We start from the raw sequence: 17,165 nt of genomic DNA, 5'->3' as shown, positions 1-17,165 counted from the left end.
CATTCCTTGTCCAGTAGGAACAGCTGAAGCCGTGCCTACGGAAAGGGAGTCAATTTCATTTGAGAAGCGGGTAATAAAATCTAACTCTTACATATCCACAAAAAATCATAGCGATCATTCCGCTATGACTTTTCAAGAAATATTTATCCAAGTGTTAATGTATCGCGCCACTCTAGCAGACTTTCTTCTTCTACTTTGGTAATTGCTTTTGCTTCTAGCAATTGCCCAATTAAAATATCAAAAGTTGTTATGGTAGACAAGTCTATTTGTTTGGCAGCAAATTCGTTTTTTGCTTGTTCTAGTCCGTATGTAAAAATTGCCATCACACCTAACACCTCTATCCCCTCTTCTTGAAGCGCTAACGCTGTATTAAGCGAAGAACCACCAGTTGAAATTAAATCTTCGATAACAATTACTTTTTGACCTGCCTCTATTTTTCCTTCAATTTGATTCCCCTTACCATGCGCCTTAGCCTTTGCACGAACATAAATCATTGGTAAGCCCAGCTTTTCTGCTAGCCATGCTGCATGTGGAATACCTGCTGTTGCACAACCTGCAATTACATCCGGTTGCACGGGTAATGCTTTAATTTTTTCAACAAAAGCTTCCGCTATATTAGTTCGAATCTCTGGATAAGACATCGTTAGTCGATTATCACAATAAATCGGTGACTTGATACCAGATGTCCAAGTGAATGAACGATCTGGTTTAATTTGAATCGCTTCTATTTTATATAAGTCATTGGCAATTTGTTTAGCTAGAGACATGATTCCACTCCTTTACAGCTTGCTTATAGGTTTCTTTTGGGTTCGCTGCAGCAGTTATACTTCGACCTATCACAAGTGCATCTACCCCTTCTGCTTTTGCGAAAGTAGGTGTTGCAATTCTTTTTTGATCATCATTTGCAGTGTTCGTTAATCTAATCCCTGGTGTTACTGCTAAAAACTCGTTTCCGCAGGCATGTTTGATTGCTCGTGCCTCTTGTGCAGAACAAACAACACCATCCGCTCCATTATTTTTTCCTAATAGAGCTAAATTTGTGACAATCGTTTCGATCGGTTGCTGTATCGCCAATTCTTGTTCGACTGTCTCTTGATCCATTGAGGTTAACATGGTTACCACTAATAATTTTGGAGTCTGAATTTGATTACTTCCGTCGATCAATCCTTGTTTAGCCGCAGCAACCATTGCACTTCCTCCTAGTCCATGGACATTGACTACATCGACACCTAGGTTTGCTAGATTACGCATTGCTTTATAAATCGTGGTTGGAATATCATGTAATTTAAGATCTAAAAAAATCGGATGATTTTTCTTTTTGAGATAAGCGATCACAGCTGGACCTTCTCGATAAAATAATTCCATTCCTACTTTTACTGGGACACCATCTAGTTCATTTACTTTTAAAAAATGATCTGTTTGCTCCCATGTTGGAAAATCAAGTGCGAGATATATTGGCTGTTGCATGTTCATGCCCCTTTCCAATTGCATCTTGTATAGATGAAAAACCGTATTTTTTTAGTACAGCTGGTAATGCTTCAATTATTTCTGGACAAATGAGCGGGTTTTGAAAATTAGCTGTCCCAATTGCAACAGCGCTTGATCCCGCAAGCAAAAACTCTAACACATCTTCTGCTGTTGTAATACCACCCATACCAATAATCGGAATCGAAACATGTTGTTTTACTTGGTATATCATTCGAATTGCTACTGGTTTGATAGCTGGTCCAGATAAACCACCAATTTTGTTCGCAAGTATTGGTTTACGCGCGTTTAAATCTATTTGCATACCTGTTAAAGTGTTTATCATCGATAAACCATCAGCACCAGCCGCTTCTACTGCTGTCGCAATGTCTACGATATTCGTTACATTCGGTGATAATTTTACATATACCGGAACCTTACTTTTTGCTTTCACACGTCTTGTTACTTCACTTGCTAAAACAGGATCAGTTCCAAACTGGACCCCTCCCTCTTTCACATTAGGACAAGAGATGTTTAGTTCAATTGCTGCAATATCAGGTGAATTTGAGATAGCCTCTGCGACTAACTCATATTCTTCAATCGTACTACCTGCCACATTTGCAATAATAGGCGTGTCGTAATTCCGAAAGAAAGGAAGTTGTTCTGCAATAATTTTCTCTACACCAGGATTTTGTAGACCAATCGCATTTAACATGCCAGATGCGGTTTCTGCTACTCGTGGTGTAGCATTTCCAAATCGTGCTTCTCCAGTCGCCGCTTTAATAATTACTGCACCAAGCCTGCTCAAATCATAAAAGTTACTATATTCACGTCCAAACCCAAAACAACCAGAAGCGGGCATAATTGGATTTTTTAAAGATAAACCTGGGAGTTCAACCGCAAGATTACTCATAGTGCCACCTCACTTGCTTCAAATACAGGTCCATCGCTACAAATCTTTTTGTAATCAGTAGCGGAACCAGGCACCGGGATCACGCAAGCAAAACAAGTACCAACTCCACATCCCATTCGTTCTTCTAAAGAAATATAACCATTACTATTCTCTAATTTAGTAGAAACTGCACGTAGCATTGGTGTTGGTCCACAAGAGAAAAAGTAATCAAATTCTGGAGATTCTATGTCAATCACATCTGTTACGAAACCTTGATGTCCATAACTACCATCATTTGTGACAACATGACAATTTCCAAGTGCCTTAAATTTTTCTTCATAAAATACATGTTCTTTTGCTTGAAAGCCTAGGATAGCCGTTACTTCTGTACCTTTTTCAACTAATTGTTTTGCTAAATAATATAAAGGGGGGACACCTATACCCCCACCAATAAGTAGTGCTTTTGGTACCTCAAGTTTATCAATCGGATAGCCAGTTCCACATGGAAGGAGAACATCTAATTCCTCTCCCACTTTAGCCCGCGCTAATATTTCTGTACCAGAACCAACTATTTTAAATACGATTGTCATGATTTGATTGACTTTATCAAGGTCTGCAATGGAAATAGGTCTTCTTAATTGATGTGCATGATCACTGCCAATTCGAACATGAATAAACTGTCCTGGATTTACCTCTTCCAATGAAATTGGCGTCTTTAGTTTCATTTCAATTGTGTCCAAAGCAATTTCGTTTATTTGTTCGATCTTAACAATAGACTTTGTGATCACCTGATGACCTCCTTATTCGCAACGACAGCTTGTGCGGTAAATGTTGTGGAATCAATGACATTCAAAATTGCTAATGCCGTATCAAGACTTGTTAAACAAGCAATTCCATGTTCTACAGCTTCACGGCGAATTCTGAATCCATCCGATCTAGGACGTTTCCCAGAAGTAAGTGTATTTATAACAAATTGTGCTTCTCCGTTCTCGATAATAGACAGCACATTTCTTCCTTCAGCACCTATTTTCCCAACTTCTGTTACCGGTAAATCTTGACTCTGAATAAACTCTGCTGTACCTTCTGTTGCGTATAAGTGAAAACCTAGCTGATGAAATCTTTCTGCAATTTCTACAATCTCTTGTTTATCCTTATCAGCAACAGTTAATAGTACCGCTCCTTCCATTGGAATAGATAGTCCAGAAGCTAGTAAACCTTTATACAATGCTTTCTCTAACGTTTTGTCACGGCCAATTGCTTCACCTGTTGATTTCATTTCTGGTCCAAGTATCGTATCGACACTACGTAATTTTTCAAAAGAGAAGACTGGAACTTTAACAGAAACATGATTTGGTTCAGGTAGTAAGCCGCTTGTATAACCCATTTCTTTAAGTGACTGACCGACAATACATTTTGTTGCAAGATTTGCCATCGTTACCCCAGTGATTTTACTTAAGAATGGAATTGTTCGACTCGCACGTGGGTTTACTTCAATTACAAATACCTGATCTTTATGAACAACGAATTGAATATTAACTAAACCGATGACTTGTAATTTAGTTGCAATTTTAATTGTCGTATCTATTAATTGCTGTTTGACTTTTGGTTGGATACGTTGTGTTGGATAAACTGCAATCGAGTCACCAGAATGGACACCAGCCCGTTCGATATGTTCCATAATACCAGGGATAATAGTTGTCTCCCCATCACATATCGCATCTACTTCTACTTCTATACCAGTCATATATTTGTCGATTAATACAGGATGTTTATGTTTAATATGTGTTGTTTTTTGTAAGTAATGTGCTAGTTCATTCTCGTTATAAACAATCTCCATTTGGCTTCCACCGATTACATAAGATGGTCGCACTAAGACTGGATAACCAATTTCATTAGCTGTCTCTATTGCTTGATCTAAATGACGAACACTTTTTCCTTTTGGCTGTGGTACGTCTATGCTCGTTAGCAATTGTTCGAACTTATCGCGATCTTCAGCTAGATCAATTGCTTCAAGTGATGTCCCCATAATCTTCACACCACGCCTCTCTAAACCTGAGGCTAAGTTTATCGCTGTTTGCCCACCAAATTGAACAATGACACCTAGAGGATTCTCTAATTCGACGACATGCATAACATCTTCTAGCGTTAATGGTTCAAAATATAATTTATCGGAGACACTGAAATCAGTGGATACTGTTTCCGGGTTATTATTCATTATAATTGCTTCATATCCCGCTTCTTTTAAAGCTAAAACAGAATGTACTGTTGCATAATCAAATTCTATGCCCTGACCAATTCGAATTGGTCCTGATCCGAGTACGAGTACTTTTTGATTAGAAGTTGTAATTGATTCTTGTTCATCTTCATATGTGCTATAAAAATATGGTGTAGCTGATTCAAATTCAGCTGCACACGTATCCACCATTTTATATACTGGTCTGATATTATGCTTTTGTCGAAGATGGTAAATCGTATCCACATCAAGATTCCATAAACGAGCAATTTGCGTGTCGGAGAATCCAGCCTGTTTCGCTTCTATAAGGCATTCTATTGATTCTACTTCATCTATTAATCTATTTTCGATCTTAATTATTCTATTTATTTTGTTCAGGAAGAAACGATCTATTTTCGTTAGTTCAAATATTTCATCAACAGTCATATTTCTACGCAATGCTTCAGCTAACACAAAAATTCTTTCATCATCTGCTTTTGTAAGCCTTTCAGCTAATTCAGTTTCGTTGAGTTTTTCAAGTTGCGGAATCCAGAACTCTTCTTCACTAATATCTAATGACCTGATTCCTTTTAAAAACGATTCTTCAAATGTTCTCCCAATCGCCATTATTTCACCAGTAGCTTTCATCTGGGTACCAAGCGTGCGGTTTCCTGTCGTAAATTTATCAAAAGGAAAACGTGGGAACTTTGTCACAACATAATCAAGTGCTGGTTCGAATGCTGCATAAGTCGTCTGGGTAATCGGATTTTTTATTTCGTCTAGCGTTAGACCAACTGCTATTTTTGCTGCGATTTTAGCAATTGGGTAGCCAGTAGCTTTTGATGCTAATGCAGACGAACGACTAACTCTAGGATTTACCTCGATGATATAATAGTCGAAACTGTCTGGGTCAATTGCAAGTTGAACGTTACAGCCACCTTCAATTTTGAGTGCTCGAATAATTTTTAATGAAGCATTACGTAATAATTGATATTCTCGGTCACTTAATGTTTGAGATGGTGCTACAACAATCGAATCACCTGTGTGAATTCCAACTGGATCAATATTTTCCATGTTACAGACAACAATTGCTTGATCCTTTTTATCACGCATTACTTCATACTCAACTTCTTTAAGCCCGGCAATATTCCGTTCTATTAAACATTGTGTTACAGGAGATAAAGCTAGTCCGCTTCTTGTAATCTCACGTAATTGGGTTTCGTTATAACACATGCCCCCACCAGTACCACCTAATGTGTACGCTGGTCGTACAATCAACGGATAATCTATTTTATTGGCGAAATCAACTGCTTGCTCAACTGTTGTAACAATTTCACTTTCAGGTACGGGCTCATTTAGCTGATACATTAGCGATCTGAATTTCTCACGATCTTCTGCTAATTGAATGGCTTCTAATGATGTCCCCAACATTTCAATATTATATGTCTCAAGAATGCCTGTTTTTTCAATTGCAACAGCTAAATTTAAGCCTGTTTGACCACCCAATGTAGGTAAAATAGCATCTGGTTGTTCTTTACGAATGATTTTGGTTAAAAATTCAACTGTTAAAGGTTCCATGTAAACTGTGTCAGCTACCGTATGATCTGTCATAATTGTAGCGGGATTTGAGTTTGCTAGAATAACGCTATATCCTTCTTCTTTTAACGATTGACAGGCTTGCGTTCCTGAGTAATCAAACTCTGCAGCTTGTCCGATGATAATTGGCCCTGAACCAATAACTAATATTTTATTTAAATCTGTACGTTTTGGCATGCGAGAGCCTCCTTGACTGTATTCTGGTGTGTGTTTATTTCAGTTAAAAAAGCATCAAATAAATGACTCGTATCTTCTGGACCTGGTGAACTTTCCGGATGGTACTGTACGGAAAAGGCTGGGAACGCTTGGTGACGAATTCCTTCAACAGAACTGTCATTTAATGCAATTTGCGTTAAGACTAAGTCAGTTCCTACCAGTGAATCTGCTGTTACAGCATACCCATGATTTTGTGATGTAATATAAGTTCTATCCTCTTCTAGATCTTTTACTGGATGATTTGATCCCCGATGGCCAAACGTCATTTTTTCCGTATCGGCTCCACATGCTAAAGCTAATAGTTGATGACCTAGACAAATTCCAAAAATAGGAACTTGGTTGATAATAGTAGCAATCATTTCAATTGCTTCTGGTACATCTTTGGGATCTCCAGGTCCGTTCGTAAGCATAATTCCATCTGGCTTTAACCGTAAGATTTCTTCTGCTGAATAGTGGTACGGCACAACTGTAATATGGCACATTCTCTTTGTTAATTCACGTAAAATGCCATGCTTCATCCCAAAGTCCACTAGAACTATCCGGTATCCTCTTCCTGGTACGACATAAGGCTTAACTGTCGAAACACGCTCGACTTGATCTCGCATGAATGTTGCATTTGATAATGCTGCTAATTCATCCTTCTCACTGACCTCCAACGATGCTTCTGTCAAAATGGCTTTCATCGTTCCATGCTTACGAATGATTTTGGTTAATTTTCGTGTATCTATTCCGGAAATAGCCGGTATATCTTTTGCTTTTAAATAACTATCTAATGATTCTTCACTTCTAAAATTAGACGGCATTTCACACATTTCTTTTACTACCAATCCATGAATAGATGGATTGATCGTCTCAAAGTCATCCCGATTGACACCATAATTTCCAATTAACGGATAGGTCATCGTTACAATTTGTCCACAATAAGAAGGATCTGAAAATATTTCTTGATAACCCGTCATCCCTGTATTAAAGACAACTTCACCAACACTTTTATTTAAACTACCAAATGCTTTCCCAGTAAATATCGTTCCGTCTTCTAGTACAAGCTTACGGTTTAACATATGATGCCTCCTCATAGACGATCTTTCCGTTTACCATTGTTAGAATTGGATTAGCAGTTACTTCCCAATTTTGAAATGGTGTATTTTTCGCTTTTGAATAAAACTTCTCTTTATCTATTAGCCATTTTTGATCGAGGTTAATTAGTGTTAAATCAGCTGCACGTCCAACTTTTAACTCACCAGATGCTAAATGAAATACTTCTGCTGGCTTAATCGTTAACCAATCAATCAATTGCTTTAATGTAACTTTTTCTGTTTGTACGAAATGGCTATATAAAAGAGCAAAAGCTGTTTCTAAGCCGACAATACCAAATGGCGATTTATTGATATCTGTTTGCTTTTCTGATTCAGTGTGCGGCGCATGATCTGTTGCAATAAAATCTATTGTTCCATCTAGTAATCCTTCAAATAACGCTTGTTGATCATCTTTTGCTCTTAATGGTGGATTCATCTTAAAATTCGTATCCAAATCCAAAATATGCGTTTCATTTAATAGCAAATGATGTGGTGTTACTTCTGCTGTTACATGGATTCCTGCTCGTTTTGCATCACGAATTACCCGAACGGACTCTTTTGTACTGACATGACAGACATGATAATGGCAACCAGTTGCTTCTGCTAATAATACGTCTCGAGCAATTTGTACCGACTCACATACTGCAGGGATACCATTGATTCCTAATCTACTACTCACTTCACCCTCATGGACAACCCCTTGATGAATTAAGGAATTATCTTCACAATGTGCCACAATCGGCATGTTCAGCTTTGCTGCAATATTCATCGCTTGTAACATCTGATCTGCTGTTTGGACACCAACGCCATCATCTGTGAAAGCAAAGGCACCAGCTTCTTTTAAACTCACCATATCTGTTAGCTTTTCACCTTGTAAACTTTGTGTGATCGCAGCGTACGGTAAAACACGAACAGATGCTGTATCGGCTATCTTTTGGTTCAATTGATGTAAAATCTCCGGATTATCTACAACAGGTCTCGTATTTGGCATTGTACATACAGTTGTAAATCCACCTCTTGCAGCAGCCTTCGTACCTGTTTCAACCGTTTCTTTTGCACCACCACCAGGTTCTCGTAAATGAACATGAATATCAATAAAACCTGGTGCAATGAGATTTCCTTGACCATCAATCAGTGTATCTGTTGGTTTTTTTTCAATATAATCGGCTATCTCTTCAATCATTCCATCTTTGACCTTTACTTCACACGCTTTTAATTCATTAGTTGGTAACAGTTGCTTGACGTTCGTGATAATTAGTTGCATGTGTAATTCCCCCTGTTTGAAGTAAATGATGAATAACAGCCATTCTTACCGTTACACCATTTTTCATCTGTTTGAAGATGCGTGATCTTTTCGCCTCTACTAACGTATCATCTATTTCTACACCTCGATTAACTGGCGCCGGATGCATAATAATTGCATGAGCTAACATTTTTTGTTCTCGTTCTACTGTTAAGCCATATTTTTCGAGATATGTTTTTTCTTGAGGATAGTCTTCTTCTTGATGTCTTTCCGTTTGGACGCGAAGTAGCATAACCACATCAGCTAGTGTAACGGCATCATCAATATTTATATATGGAAAAGGTAACGTGTCATCCTGCCATTCAGGCTTAGCTGAAAGGTAGACATTTGCTCCCAACGTTTGTAAAGCTAAAGCATTTGATCGAGCAACACGGCTATGTTTTATATCTCCAATAATCGCAACATTGAGACCTTTGAATCTATCAAACTCTTGATACATTGTGTATAAGTCTAGTAATGATTGTGTTGGATGTTCACCAGCTCCATCACCAGCATTTATAACAGGGATCGACAGCTGATCAGCTAGTTGTTGAACAGCATCATCTTCTGGATGCCTCACTACCAGAAGAGAAGCGCCTATTGATTCAAATGTTTTAGCAGTATCATAGACTGTTTCCCCTTTTTTAACACTAGAAGTTTCAGCATGAAAATCAAGTGCTTCGATGCCTAGTCTTTTCTGCGCCACAATAAAACTCATTTTCGTTCTCGTACTAGGTTCAAAAAATAAATTCCCAACAAAGAATTGCTCTGAAAATGGTGCAATTCCATTTTCCTCAATATCGCTTGCTATTTTCATTAACCGCATCAATTCATGTTCAGATAAACCCTTCATCGAGACAAAATGTTTCATAACTTACTCCTCCTTTTAGTCTGAAGGACTGTCTAGTTAGACAGTCCTTCTCATGCTATTTTGTATTTTCTGCTTCTATTTGTTCTTCCGTTTTGAACATATTTCCATTACCAAAGCCTGACTCTTTGCCTGGTAATACTAGATTAAGAATAACTCCTGTAATGGCAGCTAATGCCATGCCTTGAATCTCAATACTTTGTCCAAAAACATTGAAACGTACTAACGCTCCTCCAATTCCAATTACTAAAATGACTGATGCTACGATTAAGTTTCGGTTATTTCCTAAATCAACTTGATTATCAACTAACATTCGTAAACCACTTGCTGCAATAATACCGAACAATAGAATCGAAACACCGCCCATTACAGCTGTTGGTATCGAGCTTATTAGATCTGAGACGATACCGACAAAACCGAATGTAACTGCTAGAACTGCTGCACCACCGATAACGAAGACGCTAAACACACGCGTAATAGCTAAGACACCAATATTTTCACCATATGTTGTGTTTGGTGGTCCGCCTAAAACAGAAGCGATTAATGTTGCAACACCATCGCCTAGAATCGAACGATGTAATCCAGGCTCTTTAATGAAATTACGTCCAACAACTTTCGATAAAACCATTTGGTCACCAATATGTTCTGCAATCGTAACGACTGATACAGGGACCATGATCCAAAATATACTCCAGCTAAATACATCTATCGGATTGTAATCTTTAAATGGTATAACAAACTCCGGTAGAACGAAAACTGCTGATAAGAATCCTCCGATTGAGCCAGCACTAACAATAGCTGACCATGAGGCACTTAATGCAGATGTATCAACGATTCCTTGTGTTAAGGCGAAAACGTAACCAGATACGATACCAATCAGTATCGGAATAAGTCCAAAGAACCCTTTGAAAAATAAAGAGCCAATAATTGTTATTGCTAATGTTACAACTGCAACAAGAAAGTGTTTTTCACTATAACTTCCATCAACATTCATTGCCATATCTACTGCTGTAGGTGCTAAACCTAAACCAATTACGATAATAACTGGACCTACGACAATTGGTGGTAATATTTTCATTAACCAGTCTAATCCAAATGCACCAATCAAAAGTGCGAGTATACCGTAAACCAAACCTGCAAAGAAACTACCAACCATGGCCCCTGGAACACCACTTTCACTTATCGCAGCACCAATTGGAGCGATAAAAGCGAAACTGGAACCTAGATATGCTGGAATTTTACCTCTTGTTATTAATAAGTAAGCAAGTGTACCTGATCCACTTGATATAAGTGCAACTGCTGGTGGTAATCCGGTTAGAAAAGGTACTAAAATTGTAGAACCAAACATTGCGAATAAGTGCTGTAAACTTAACATTAACCATTTTGATTTTTGTGGTACATCTCTTACGTCCATTACCATTTTTGAATTTGTCATTTGCTGACTTCCCCCTCTAATCTCTCTTTCTCCATAAAAAAACCTCTTTGCAAAGTCGCAAAGAGGTAGACGTGCGTACACGTATCCCTTAACAACCTTGCAAGTCTCACAGGACTTACTTAAAGGTTTCCATTATTCACTTTCGTATATACTAACCTTTTCTTCTTTATCTGTTTCATCTAATGCAACTACAATCACTTCATCTTGTGATGTTGGAATGTTCTTCCCAATATAATCAGCTCTGATTGGCAATTCTCGGTGACCACGATCAATTAAAACTGCCAATTGAATTTGGGATGGTCGACCTTGATCCATTATCGCATCCATTGCCGCCCGCACAGTTCTACCTGTATATAATACATCATCAACTACGATTAGCTTTTTATCTGTTATTTGGGTTTGAAAATCAGTATCATGAATTATCGGTTCTTCATTAGCAGAAACATGACTTAGATCATCTCGATAAAGCGTAATATCAATCTCACCAATCGGTATCTCGATCCCTTCAATTTCAGCAATCTTTGCCCGCAATCGATCAGCTAATGGACCACCTCTGGTTTTAATCCCGACAAGCATTAAATTATCGACACCCTTGTTTCTTTCCAAAATTTCATGGGCAATTCTAGTAAGTGCGCGATTTATTGCTGACTGATCCAAGACTACTGCTTTTTGTTTTATTGCACTCACCCCCATTTAATGATAAATGACCGAAAAAAATCCATTTTCTCCGCGTGGAAGAAAATGGATTTAGACAGACTTACACTTCTATTTGCCGAATCCTTTTCAGCCTCACGGGACTGTATTTAAAGGTCATTTTATTACTCTCTATTATTCCAAAAAAAAACCACTCTGTCAACGAATTTCTTTGATCTTTTTTAAACCTTCTTGAAAATCTTTTGGTGGTTCAACTTCAAAGTGCATCCATTCTTTAGTACGTGGATGTTCAAAACCTAATTCTTTTGCGTGAAGAGCTTGTCCACCCATCGCAATAATTTTGCGTGGACCATACTTTGGATCACCTACTAACGGGAAGCCAATGTATTTCATATGAACACGAATTTGATGTGTTCTACCTGTTTCTAACACACATTTTACATGTGTAAACTTATCACCAATACGCTCGATCACTTCAAAGTGGGTAACGGCTGCTTTGCCACCTGAGACGACAGCAATCTTTTGTCTATCTTTTGGATCACGTCCTAGTGGTGCATCAATCGTACCGTATTCGTGTGGAACTGCACCATGAACAATCGCTTCATAAGACCGTTTGACCGTTTTAGCTTCCAGTTGTTCAGCTAATGCACGATGAGCTTGATCATTTTTAGCAACCATTAATAGGCCACTTGTGTCACGATCAATTCGATGTACAATACCTGGACGAATAACATCATTTATCCCAGATAAATCATCACAGTGATATAATAATGCATTTACTAGCGTTCCACCTCTATGACCTGCTGATGGATGCACGACCATCCCTCTTGCCTTATTAACAACGAGTAAGTCTTTATCTTCATAGATAATATCTAATGGAATATCCTCAGCAATAAGATCAATTGTTTCTGGTTCTGGTACCTGCCATGTTATGGTAGTGCCTTCTTCACACTTATAATTACTCTTTACAGTAGCATCATCTACAAGTACGTAGCCTTCTTTAATCCACGCTTGAACTTGCGAACGTGATGCTTCTTTAATAATTTCGGTTAATACTTTATCAATTCGCTCCCCATCTTGTTCTGAAGATACGATCAATTTATTCTCTGTCATGCCTTTTTTCTCCTTTGTTTTCTTTCATCGAGTATGGTTGCAATTAAAACCAGAATAACGCCGACAACTAAAGCTGAATCTGCTATATTAAAAATCGGATAATTGTAACTACCAATATAGACATCAAAAAAATCAACAACTTCTTTGCGTACTATCCGATCAATAAAATTACCAACAGCTCCTCCTAAGATTAATCCTAATGCAAGACCTGTTAATAAACTATCTTTAGCAAATTTTTGTATGTAATAACAAATCAGAACAATAACAACTGCAGTTATAATATAAAAGAATGTCATTTTACCAGCTAAGATTCCCCACGCAGCACCTGTATTTCGGTGAGATGTAATGTAAAAGATATTTTCTATAACTGTAATACTTTCCCGAAGTTCCATATTTGCTACAACCCAAAACTTTGTTAATTGATCAATAATAATAATGACAAATGCGAGCAAATAATAACGCATTCAATCTCTCCCCCGTTCAAACTCTCTTCTTCCTTCTCTAGCATTTTACCATAAATTACGACAAAAGCGAAAAACTTATTCTACTATTTAAGACGTGGCTTACATCCGTCTTAAGTCGGTGGTAAATTGATCCCATATACATTATGATAAGAGAGCTATGATTTTAATACGACATACAAAAGTTTTTAAGCATCAAAGGAGAGAAAGAGATGGGTCAATTTCGAAATTATCACCGCAATATTAAAATCCGTATTGGACAAATATTTTTATCAGATATGGTAGCTGGTGCAATATTTCCATTTATCGCAATTTATTTTGCTACATACTTTGGTTCAGCTATTACTGGACTTTTACTCATTATTAATGTAGTCGTTGGACTTATTGTTGGATTATATGGGGGCTATTATGCCGATATCATGGGCAGAAAAAAATTAATGGTTATAGCTGGCCTGATAAGAATGATTGCTTTTATCGTCATGGCTGTTGCAAATTCACCATTACTAACTTCACCTGAATTAACATTTTTAATGGCAGTACTTATTACCGCATCATTTGGTTTAGATGGTCCTGCAGCTGACGCAATGATTATTGATATTACAAAACCTTCCGAAAGAAAAGGTGTATATGCACTTATTTATTGGAGTTTCAATCTTGCTTTTGCTGTTGGTGGTATTGTCGGTGCCTTAACATTTAATCATTATCTATTCGAATTATTAGTCATTATGGTAATCACAAGTATAGCAGCTAATGTTTTAGTTATCTTTTTCATCTCAGAAACAATGGAGAAAAAAGAAAAACCAATTGAAACCAATGTGTTAAAAAGTATGTTCACCAGTTATAAAGATGTCGCTGGAGATAAGTTATTCTTACTATTTGTATTTGCCGGGCTATTATTGCAATCTATGGAAAATCAAATGGAAAACTATATTGCAATTCGGTTAAACAATGAGATGCCACTCCAAACCATTTTAGGATTTCCTTTTTCAGGGGTAGAAATGGTCGGGTTTCTTAAATCTGAAAATACAATACTTGTTGTTTTCTTAACTGTATTTGTAACAAGATGGGTAGTAAAACAAAAAGAAGGCCCCATTTTCCTTTGGTCAATTGGCATATTCACATTAGGCTATGTAGGTATCAGTTATTTCAATAATATTTGGCTATTGTTTGCCTTTATGGTTCTTGCAACAATCGGAGAATTGATGCGTGTACCTATACAATCGGATTTCTTAGCTAGTATTCCGACAGATGATAAGAGGAGTTCTTACATGGCTGTCTATGGATTAGTCTTTAATGGATCGATGATGATTAGTTCATTTTTTGTTACCTTAGGTGGCATATTCTCTAGTGAAATTATGTCTACACTTATTCTTTTTTGTGGATTTTTGAGCTTTATGCTAATGAAACGTATTATGGTCGACTTAAAAAACAGACGCGATGCACAATTGATCGATTAATATGTATATAAAAGCCCACTTGGATTTACTTCCAAGTGGGCTTTTGATTTACTTGCTAAATTAATTGTTGTTTTACTTTATTTACTCAACTTTTATAGTGTATAAAAGGCATTTAAGTTTTACAATTACTAGAAATTTTCACAATCCAGAGTAAAAATTGACTTCACTCTTCGCCTGAAATCATCTACCTTTTTATCTGATTAATTTGAGAGAAACAGCGACATAAGAGAAGATCCCCTTACCCGCTTCGTCAGCATATGGATTCCCTTTCCGTGGGCACAGTCTCAGCTAACTCGGATAAGCAAAAGTCGCTTTCCGAGTGGATCTTCAACTTGTGCTGTTCCCACAGGAGTGTCATCCATTTGCTTCCTTCGCTGATGTCTATTTACATCCTTATAGATAGAAAAGATCGATTAAACTAGATGAAAATGATAATCTACGTAATAATTTCTAACTAATAAAATATGGTTTAAATCCTTTCATTTTTATTTGTAGACTTTTACTCTCTGTTAGTGATGGAAAGCTGGATATTAGCGGATCAAGTTAAATTGGCGACACTCCTGCAGGAACAGCACGGGCTGAAATCGAGTAGGAGGGGCTTCACAGCCCCGACCTCTCACACCACCGTACGTACGTACGGATCCGTATACGGCGGTTCAACCTTTTAAGTATCTTATATGGTAAAGGATATTCATATCCTTTAGACCCCATTTCCCTAAACGTTCTATGGAGATGGCTTGATGGATAATATGGTTGAATGCTAATCGCCAATACCCTTTCCTTGAGCTAGCGAGTTTGATCGCATCCACATGTGATATCCCATATTTCCGAAGTCTTTTGTACTTCGTCTTTGTTTTCTTCCATCTTTTCCATATCAATTGTCTTAATCGACGGTTTAACCACTGTTGGGTTTCTTTTATAAATGCCTTCATATAACCTATTCCGAAGTAGTTAATCCAACCAACTATCGTTTGATTAATCTCTGCAACAATTTCTTCGAATTTTCCTGGTCTTTTGAGACTTGTCATTGTTCTAAGTTTCTCTTTGAACTTCTGCTTCGCCGACCGACTTGGCCGGCACCCTACTTTCCCATGTAGTCTAGTAGTTGGAAACCCAGAAAGGTCGCTTTTGTCGCTGAAGTTACGTGACTTTTCTTCTGATTAATCGTTAATTGAAGTTTCCCCTCCAAAAATGCGGTGATATTTATCATCACTCTCTCTCCAGCTCGTGGACTCTTCACAAAGATAATGAAATCATCGGCATATCGAATGAATCGATGTCCTCGTTTCTCCAGTTCGCGATCTAATTGATTGAGATAGACATTCGCTAAAATTGGTGATAGTGGGCCACCTTGCGGTGCTCCTTCGTTGGTTTCGATAAAGATGTTCCTATCTATAATGCCGGAGCATAGGAACTTCCAGATCAATTTCAAGACGATCTTATCTTTGATGAAGTATTCCAAGTAGGATTGCAATCGTTGGTGATGAATGGTATCAAAATAACTTTTTAGATCACAGTCTACAATTGTTCGGTAACCTTCTTCATAATAGGTTTGCGCTTTTTGAATAGCTTGATGAGCATCTTTCCCTTTCCGGAAGCCGTAACTATATTTAGAAAAATACGGGTCAATGATGGGATCTATGACTTGTAAGATCGCTTGTTGAACTACTCTATCAAGTGCACATGGAATCCCTAGATATCTTTTGGAACCATCTGCCTTTGGAATAGCTACTCTTTTAACCGGTTGGGGGGCGTAAGTTCCATCCCTTAATTTCCTTTGTAGGTGATCAAAGTATCCCTTCATGTGATCTTCCAATTCATCTATTGTGATCCCATCTATTCCTGGGGCACCTTTATTGCTTTTCACTTTATCATGTGCTTTCCAGAGGTTATCCGTTTTTATCACTTTTTCGATTAAGTTGATACTATCTTGTTCTTTCATTTCTTATGCGACATGCCTGCACACTCCTATGAATCCTTCCGTTTCCAACGTATTTACTCATAGGTAGCCATCTATTCGGTCTTTACCACACTGTTTTCTGTGCTTAGGCGGCGATGTCTACACCTCCCTGTTTTCCAAGATTTAAGGTTGTTCTGCCCTTCGTTTCATTGAGAAACTACTATGGCGTCTGCTGACTTCTCACAATTCATCGTATTATCACTAATACAATTGTCTTATTAGACCTTCGTGAGACCTCCCCGGGTAAGAGTTATAACTTTCCTCCCATGTAACTGCTGTATTTACTGTACGGAATTTGGGCAGTATTGGACTTTGTAAGGGATCGCAAACTCGTCCGTTCCGATTCAGCCTTATATACAGTTTCTGTTCGTCAGTTCGGGATTTTGCGTCCGGCTTCCTTCAGATTCTACCTCACGATAGACACCCTTGCCATTCGCTAACAGTTCCTACTGCCAAACCTGTAGTGGACTTTCACCAGC

Annotated in this window: 15 protein-coding genes; 1 reads left to right on the top strand and 14 read right to left on the bottom strand. The window is 37.8% G+C overall.

Translation table 11 applies throughout. From position 1 onward, the window contains the following. Positions 1 to 143 precede the first annotated feature (143 nt). The 12 genes from pyrE to lspA form a co-directional block, all read right to left on the bottom strand. Positions 144 to 767: an orotate phosphoribosyltransferase gene (gene pyrE, locus DM447_RS08370; protein ID WP_112180786.1), complete on the bottom strand. Its 624-nt coding sequence runs from the start codon at positions 765 to 767 to the stop codon at positions 144 to 146. Beyond that, entirely contained in the window at positions 754 to 1,467 is a 714-nt protein-coding gene (gene pyrF, locus DM447_RS08365) for an orotidine-5'-phosphate decarboxylase (RefSeq protein WP_112180785.1), read from the bottom strand. The genes pyrE and pyrF overlap by 14 nt, the downstream gene beginning before the upstream one ends. Beyond that, complete coding sequence (locus DM447_RS08360; RefSeq protein WP_112180784.1) at positions 1,439 to 2,377, bottom strand: dihydroorotate dehydrogenase; 939 nt, start codon at positions 2,375 to 2,377, stop codon at positions 1,439 to 1,441. The genes pyrF and DM447_RS08360 overlap by 29 nt, the downstream gene beginning before the upstream one ends. After that, positions 2,374 to 3,144, bottom strand: a complete 771-nt coding sequence (locus DM447_RS08355) for a dihydroorotate dehydrogenase electron transfer subunit (RefSeq protein WP_112180783.1) — start codon at positions 3,142 to 3,144, stop codon at positions 2,374 to 2,376. Before DM447_RS08355 ends, DM447_RS08360 begins: the two co-directional genes overlap by 4 nt. Next, the gene (carB, locus tag DM447_RS08350) at positions 3,141 to 6,341 is read right to left on the bottom strand and encodes a carbamoyl-phosphate synthase large subunit (protein ID WP_112180782.1); all 3,201 of its coding nucleotides are present in this window, start codon (positions 6,339 to 6,341) and stop codon (positions 3,141 to 3,143) included. Before carB ends, DM447_RS08355 begins: the two co-directional genes overlap by 4 nt. Then, positions 6,320 to 7,441 carry a carbamoyl phosphate synthase small subunit gene (locus DM447_RS08345; RefSeq protein ID WP_112180781.1) on the bottom strand — a complete coding sequence of 374 codons (1,122 nt, stop codon included), beginning with the start codon at positions 7,439 to 7,441 and terminating at the stop codon, positions 6,320 to 6,322. The genes carB and DM447_RS08345 overlap by 22 nt, the downstream gene beginning before the upstream one ends. Continuing rightward, positions 7,428 to 8,720, bottom strand: a complete 1,293-nt coding sequence (locus tag DM447_RS08340) for a dihydroorotase (RefSeq protein WP_112180780.1) — start codon at positions 8,718 to 8,720, stop codon at positions 7,428 to 7,430. Before DM447_RS08340 ends, DM447_RS08345 begins: the two co-directional genes overlap by 14 nt. Next, the gene (locus tag DM447_RS08335; RefSeq protein WP_112180779.1) at positions 8,677 to 9,609 is read right to left on the bottom strand and encodes an aspartate carbamoyltransferase catalytic subunit; all 933 of its coding nucleotides are present in this window, start codon (positions 9,607 to 9,609) and stop codon (positions 8,677 to 8,679) included. Before DM447_RS08335 ends, DM447_RS08340 begins: the two co-directional genes overlap by 44 nt. Positions 9,610 to 9,664: 55 nt before the next feature. Beyond that, complete coding sequence (locus DM447_RS08330) at positions 9,665 to 11,041, bottom strand: solute carrier family 23 protein (RefSeq protein ID WP_112180778.1); 1,377 nt, start codon at positions 11,039 to 11,041, stop codon at positions 9,665 to 9,667. Positions 11,042 to 11,173: 132 nt separating this feature from the next. Next, positions 11,174 to 11,719: a bifunctional pyr operon transcriptional regulator/uracil phosphoribosyltransferase PyrR gene (gene pyrR / locus DM447_RS08325; protein WP_112182697.1), complete on the bottom strand. Its 546-nt coding sequence runs from the start codon at positions 11,717 to 11,719 to the stop codon at positions 11,174 to 11,176. A gap of 174 nt (positions 11,720 to 11,893) precedes the next feature. Continuing rightward, positions 11,894 to 12,808 carry an RluA family pseudouridine synthase gene (locus DM447_RS08320; RefSeq protein ID WP_112180777.1) on the bottom strand — a complete coding sequence of 305 codons (915 nt, stop codon included), beginning with the start codon at positions 12,806 to 12,808 and terminating at the stop codon, positions 11,894 to 11,896. Next, positions 12,805 to 13,272 carry a signal peptidase II gene (gene lspA, locus DM447_RS08315; RefSeq protein WP_112180776.1) on the bottom strand — a complete coding sequence of 156 codons (468 nt, stop codon included), beginning with the start codon at positions 13,270 to 13,272 and terminating at the stop codon, positions 12,805 to 12,807. The genes DM447_RS08320 and lspA overlap by 4 nt, the downstream gene beginning before the upstream one ends. A 209-nt stretch (positions 13,273 to 13,481) precedes the next feature. Here lspA and DM447_RS08310 point away from each other — a divergent pair, with 209 nt between their 5' ends. After that, entirely contained in the window at positions 13,482 to 14,726 is a 1,245-nt protein-coding gene (locus DM447_RS08310) for an MFS transporter (protein WP_112180775.1), read from the top strand. A 656-nt stretch (positions 14,727 to 15,382) separates the two neighbouring features. Here the strand turns inward: DM447_RS08310 and DM447_RS18525 are convergent. Together DM447_RS18525 and ltrA are read right to left on the bottom strand one after the other, a co-directional pair. Continuing rightward, entirely contained in the window at positions 15,383 to 15,754 is a 372-nt protein-coding gene (locus DM447_RS18525; protein ID WP_232824023.1) for a group II intron maturase-specific domain-containing protein, read from the bottom strand. A 53-nt stretch (positions 15,755 to 15,807) separates the two neighbouring features. Continuing rightward, complete coding sequence (gene ltrA, locus DM447_RS08305) at positions 15,808 to 16,668, bottom strand: group II intron reverse transcriptase/maturase (RefSeq protein WP_232824021.1); 861 nt, start codon at positions 16,666 to 16,668, stop codon at positions 15,808 to 15,810. Positions 16,669 to 17,165: the final 497 nt, after the last annotated feature.

This window comes from Paraliobacillus zengyii (assembly GCF_003268595.1).
GTDB classification, from domain to species: Bacteria; Bacillota; Bacilli; order Bacillales; family Amphibacillaceae; genus Paraliobacillus_A; species Paraliobacillus_A zengyii.
Note: the sequence above shows the minus strand (reverse complement) of the source record. Positions and strands in the feature narration are given on the sequence as shown.

Coding starts and splice junctions, on each gene's coding strand:
- pyrE (WP_112180786.1), bottom strand. CDS start 767: ATGTCTCTAGCTAAACAAATTGCCAATGACTTATATAAAATAGAAGCG.
- pyrF (WP_112180785.1), bottom strand. CDS start 1,467: ATGCAACAGCCAATATATCTCGCACTTGATTTTCCAACATGGGAGCAA.
- DM447_RS08360 (WP_112180784.1), bottom strand. CDS start 2,377: ATGAGTAATCTTGCGGTTGAACTCCCAGGTTTATCTTTAAAAAATCCA.
- carB (WP_112180782.1), bottom strand. CDS start 6,341: ATGCCAAAACGTACAGATTTAAATAAAATATTAGTTATTGGTTCAGGG.
- DM447_RS08345 (WP_112180781.1), bottom strand. CDS start 7,441: ATGTTAAACCGTAAGCTTGTACTAGAAGACGGAACGATATTTACTGGG.
- DM447_RS08340 (WP_112180780.1), bottom strand. CDS start 8,720: ATGCAACTAATTATCACGAACGTCAAGCAACTGTTACCAACTAATGAA.
- DM447_RS08335 (WP_112180779.1), bottom strand. CDS start 9,609: ATGAAACATTTTGTCTCGATGAAGGGTTTATCTGAACATGAATTGATG.
- DM447_RS08330 (WP_112180778.1), bottom strand. CDS start 11,041: ATGACAAATTCAAAAATGGTAATGGACGTAAGAGATGTACCACAAAAA.
- DM447_RS08320 (WP_112180777.1), bottom strand. CDS start 12,808: ATGACAGAGAATAAATTGATCGTATCTTCAGAACAAGATGGGGAGCGA.
- lspA (WP_112180776.1), bottom strand. CDS start 13,272: ATGCGTTATTATTTGCTCGCATTTGTCATTATTATTATTGATCAATTA.
- DM447_RS08310 (WP_112180775.1), top strand. CDS start 13,482: ATGGGTCAATTTCGAAATTATCACCGCAATATTAAAATCCGTATTGGA.
- DM447_RS18525 (WP_232824023.1), bottom strand. CDS start 15,754: ATGACAAGTCTCAAAAGACCAGGAAAATTCGAAGAAATTGTTGCAGAG.
- ltrA (WP_232824021.1), bottom strand. CDS start 16,668: ATGAAAGAACAAGATAGTATCAACTTAATCGAAAAAGTGATAAAAACG.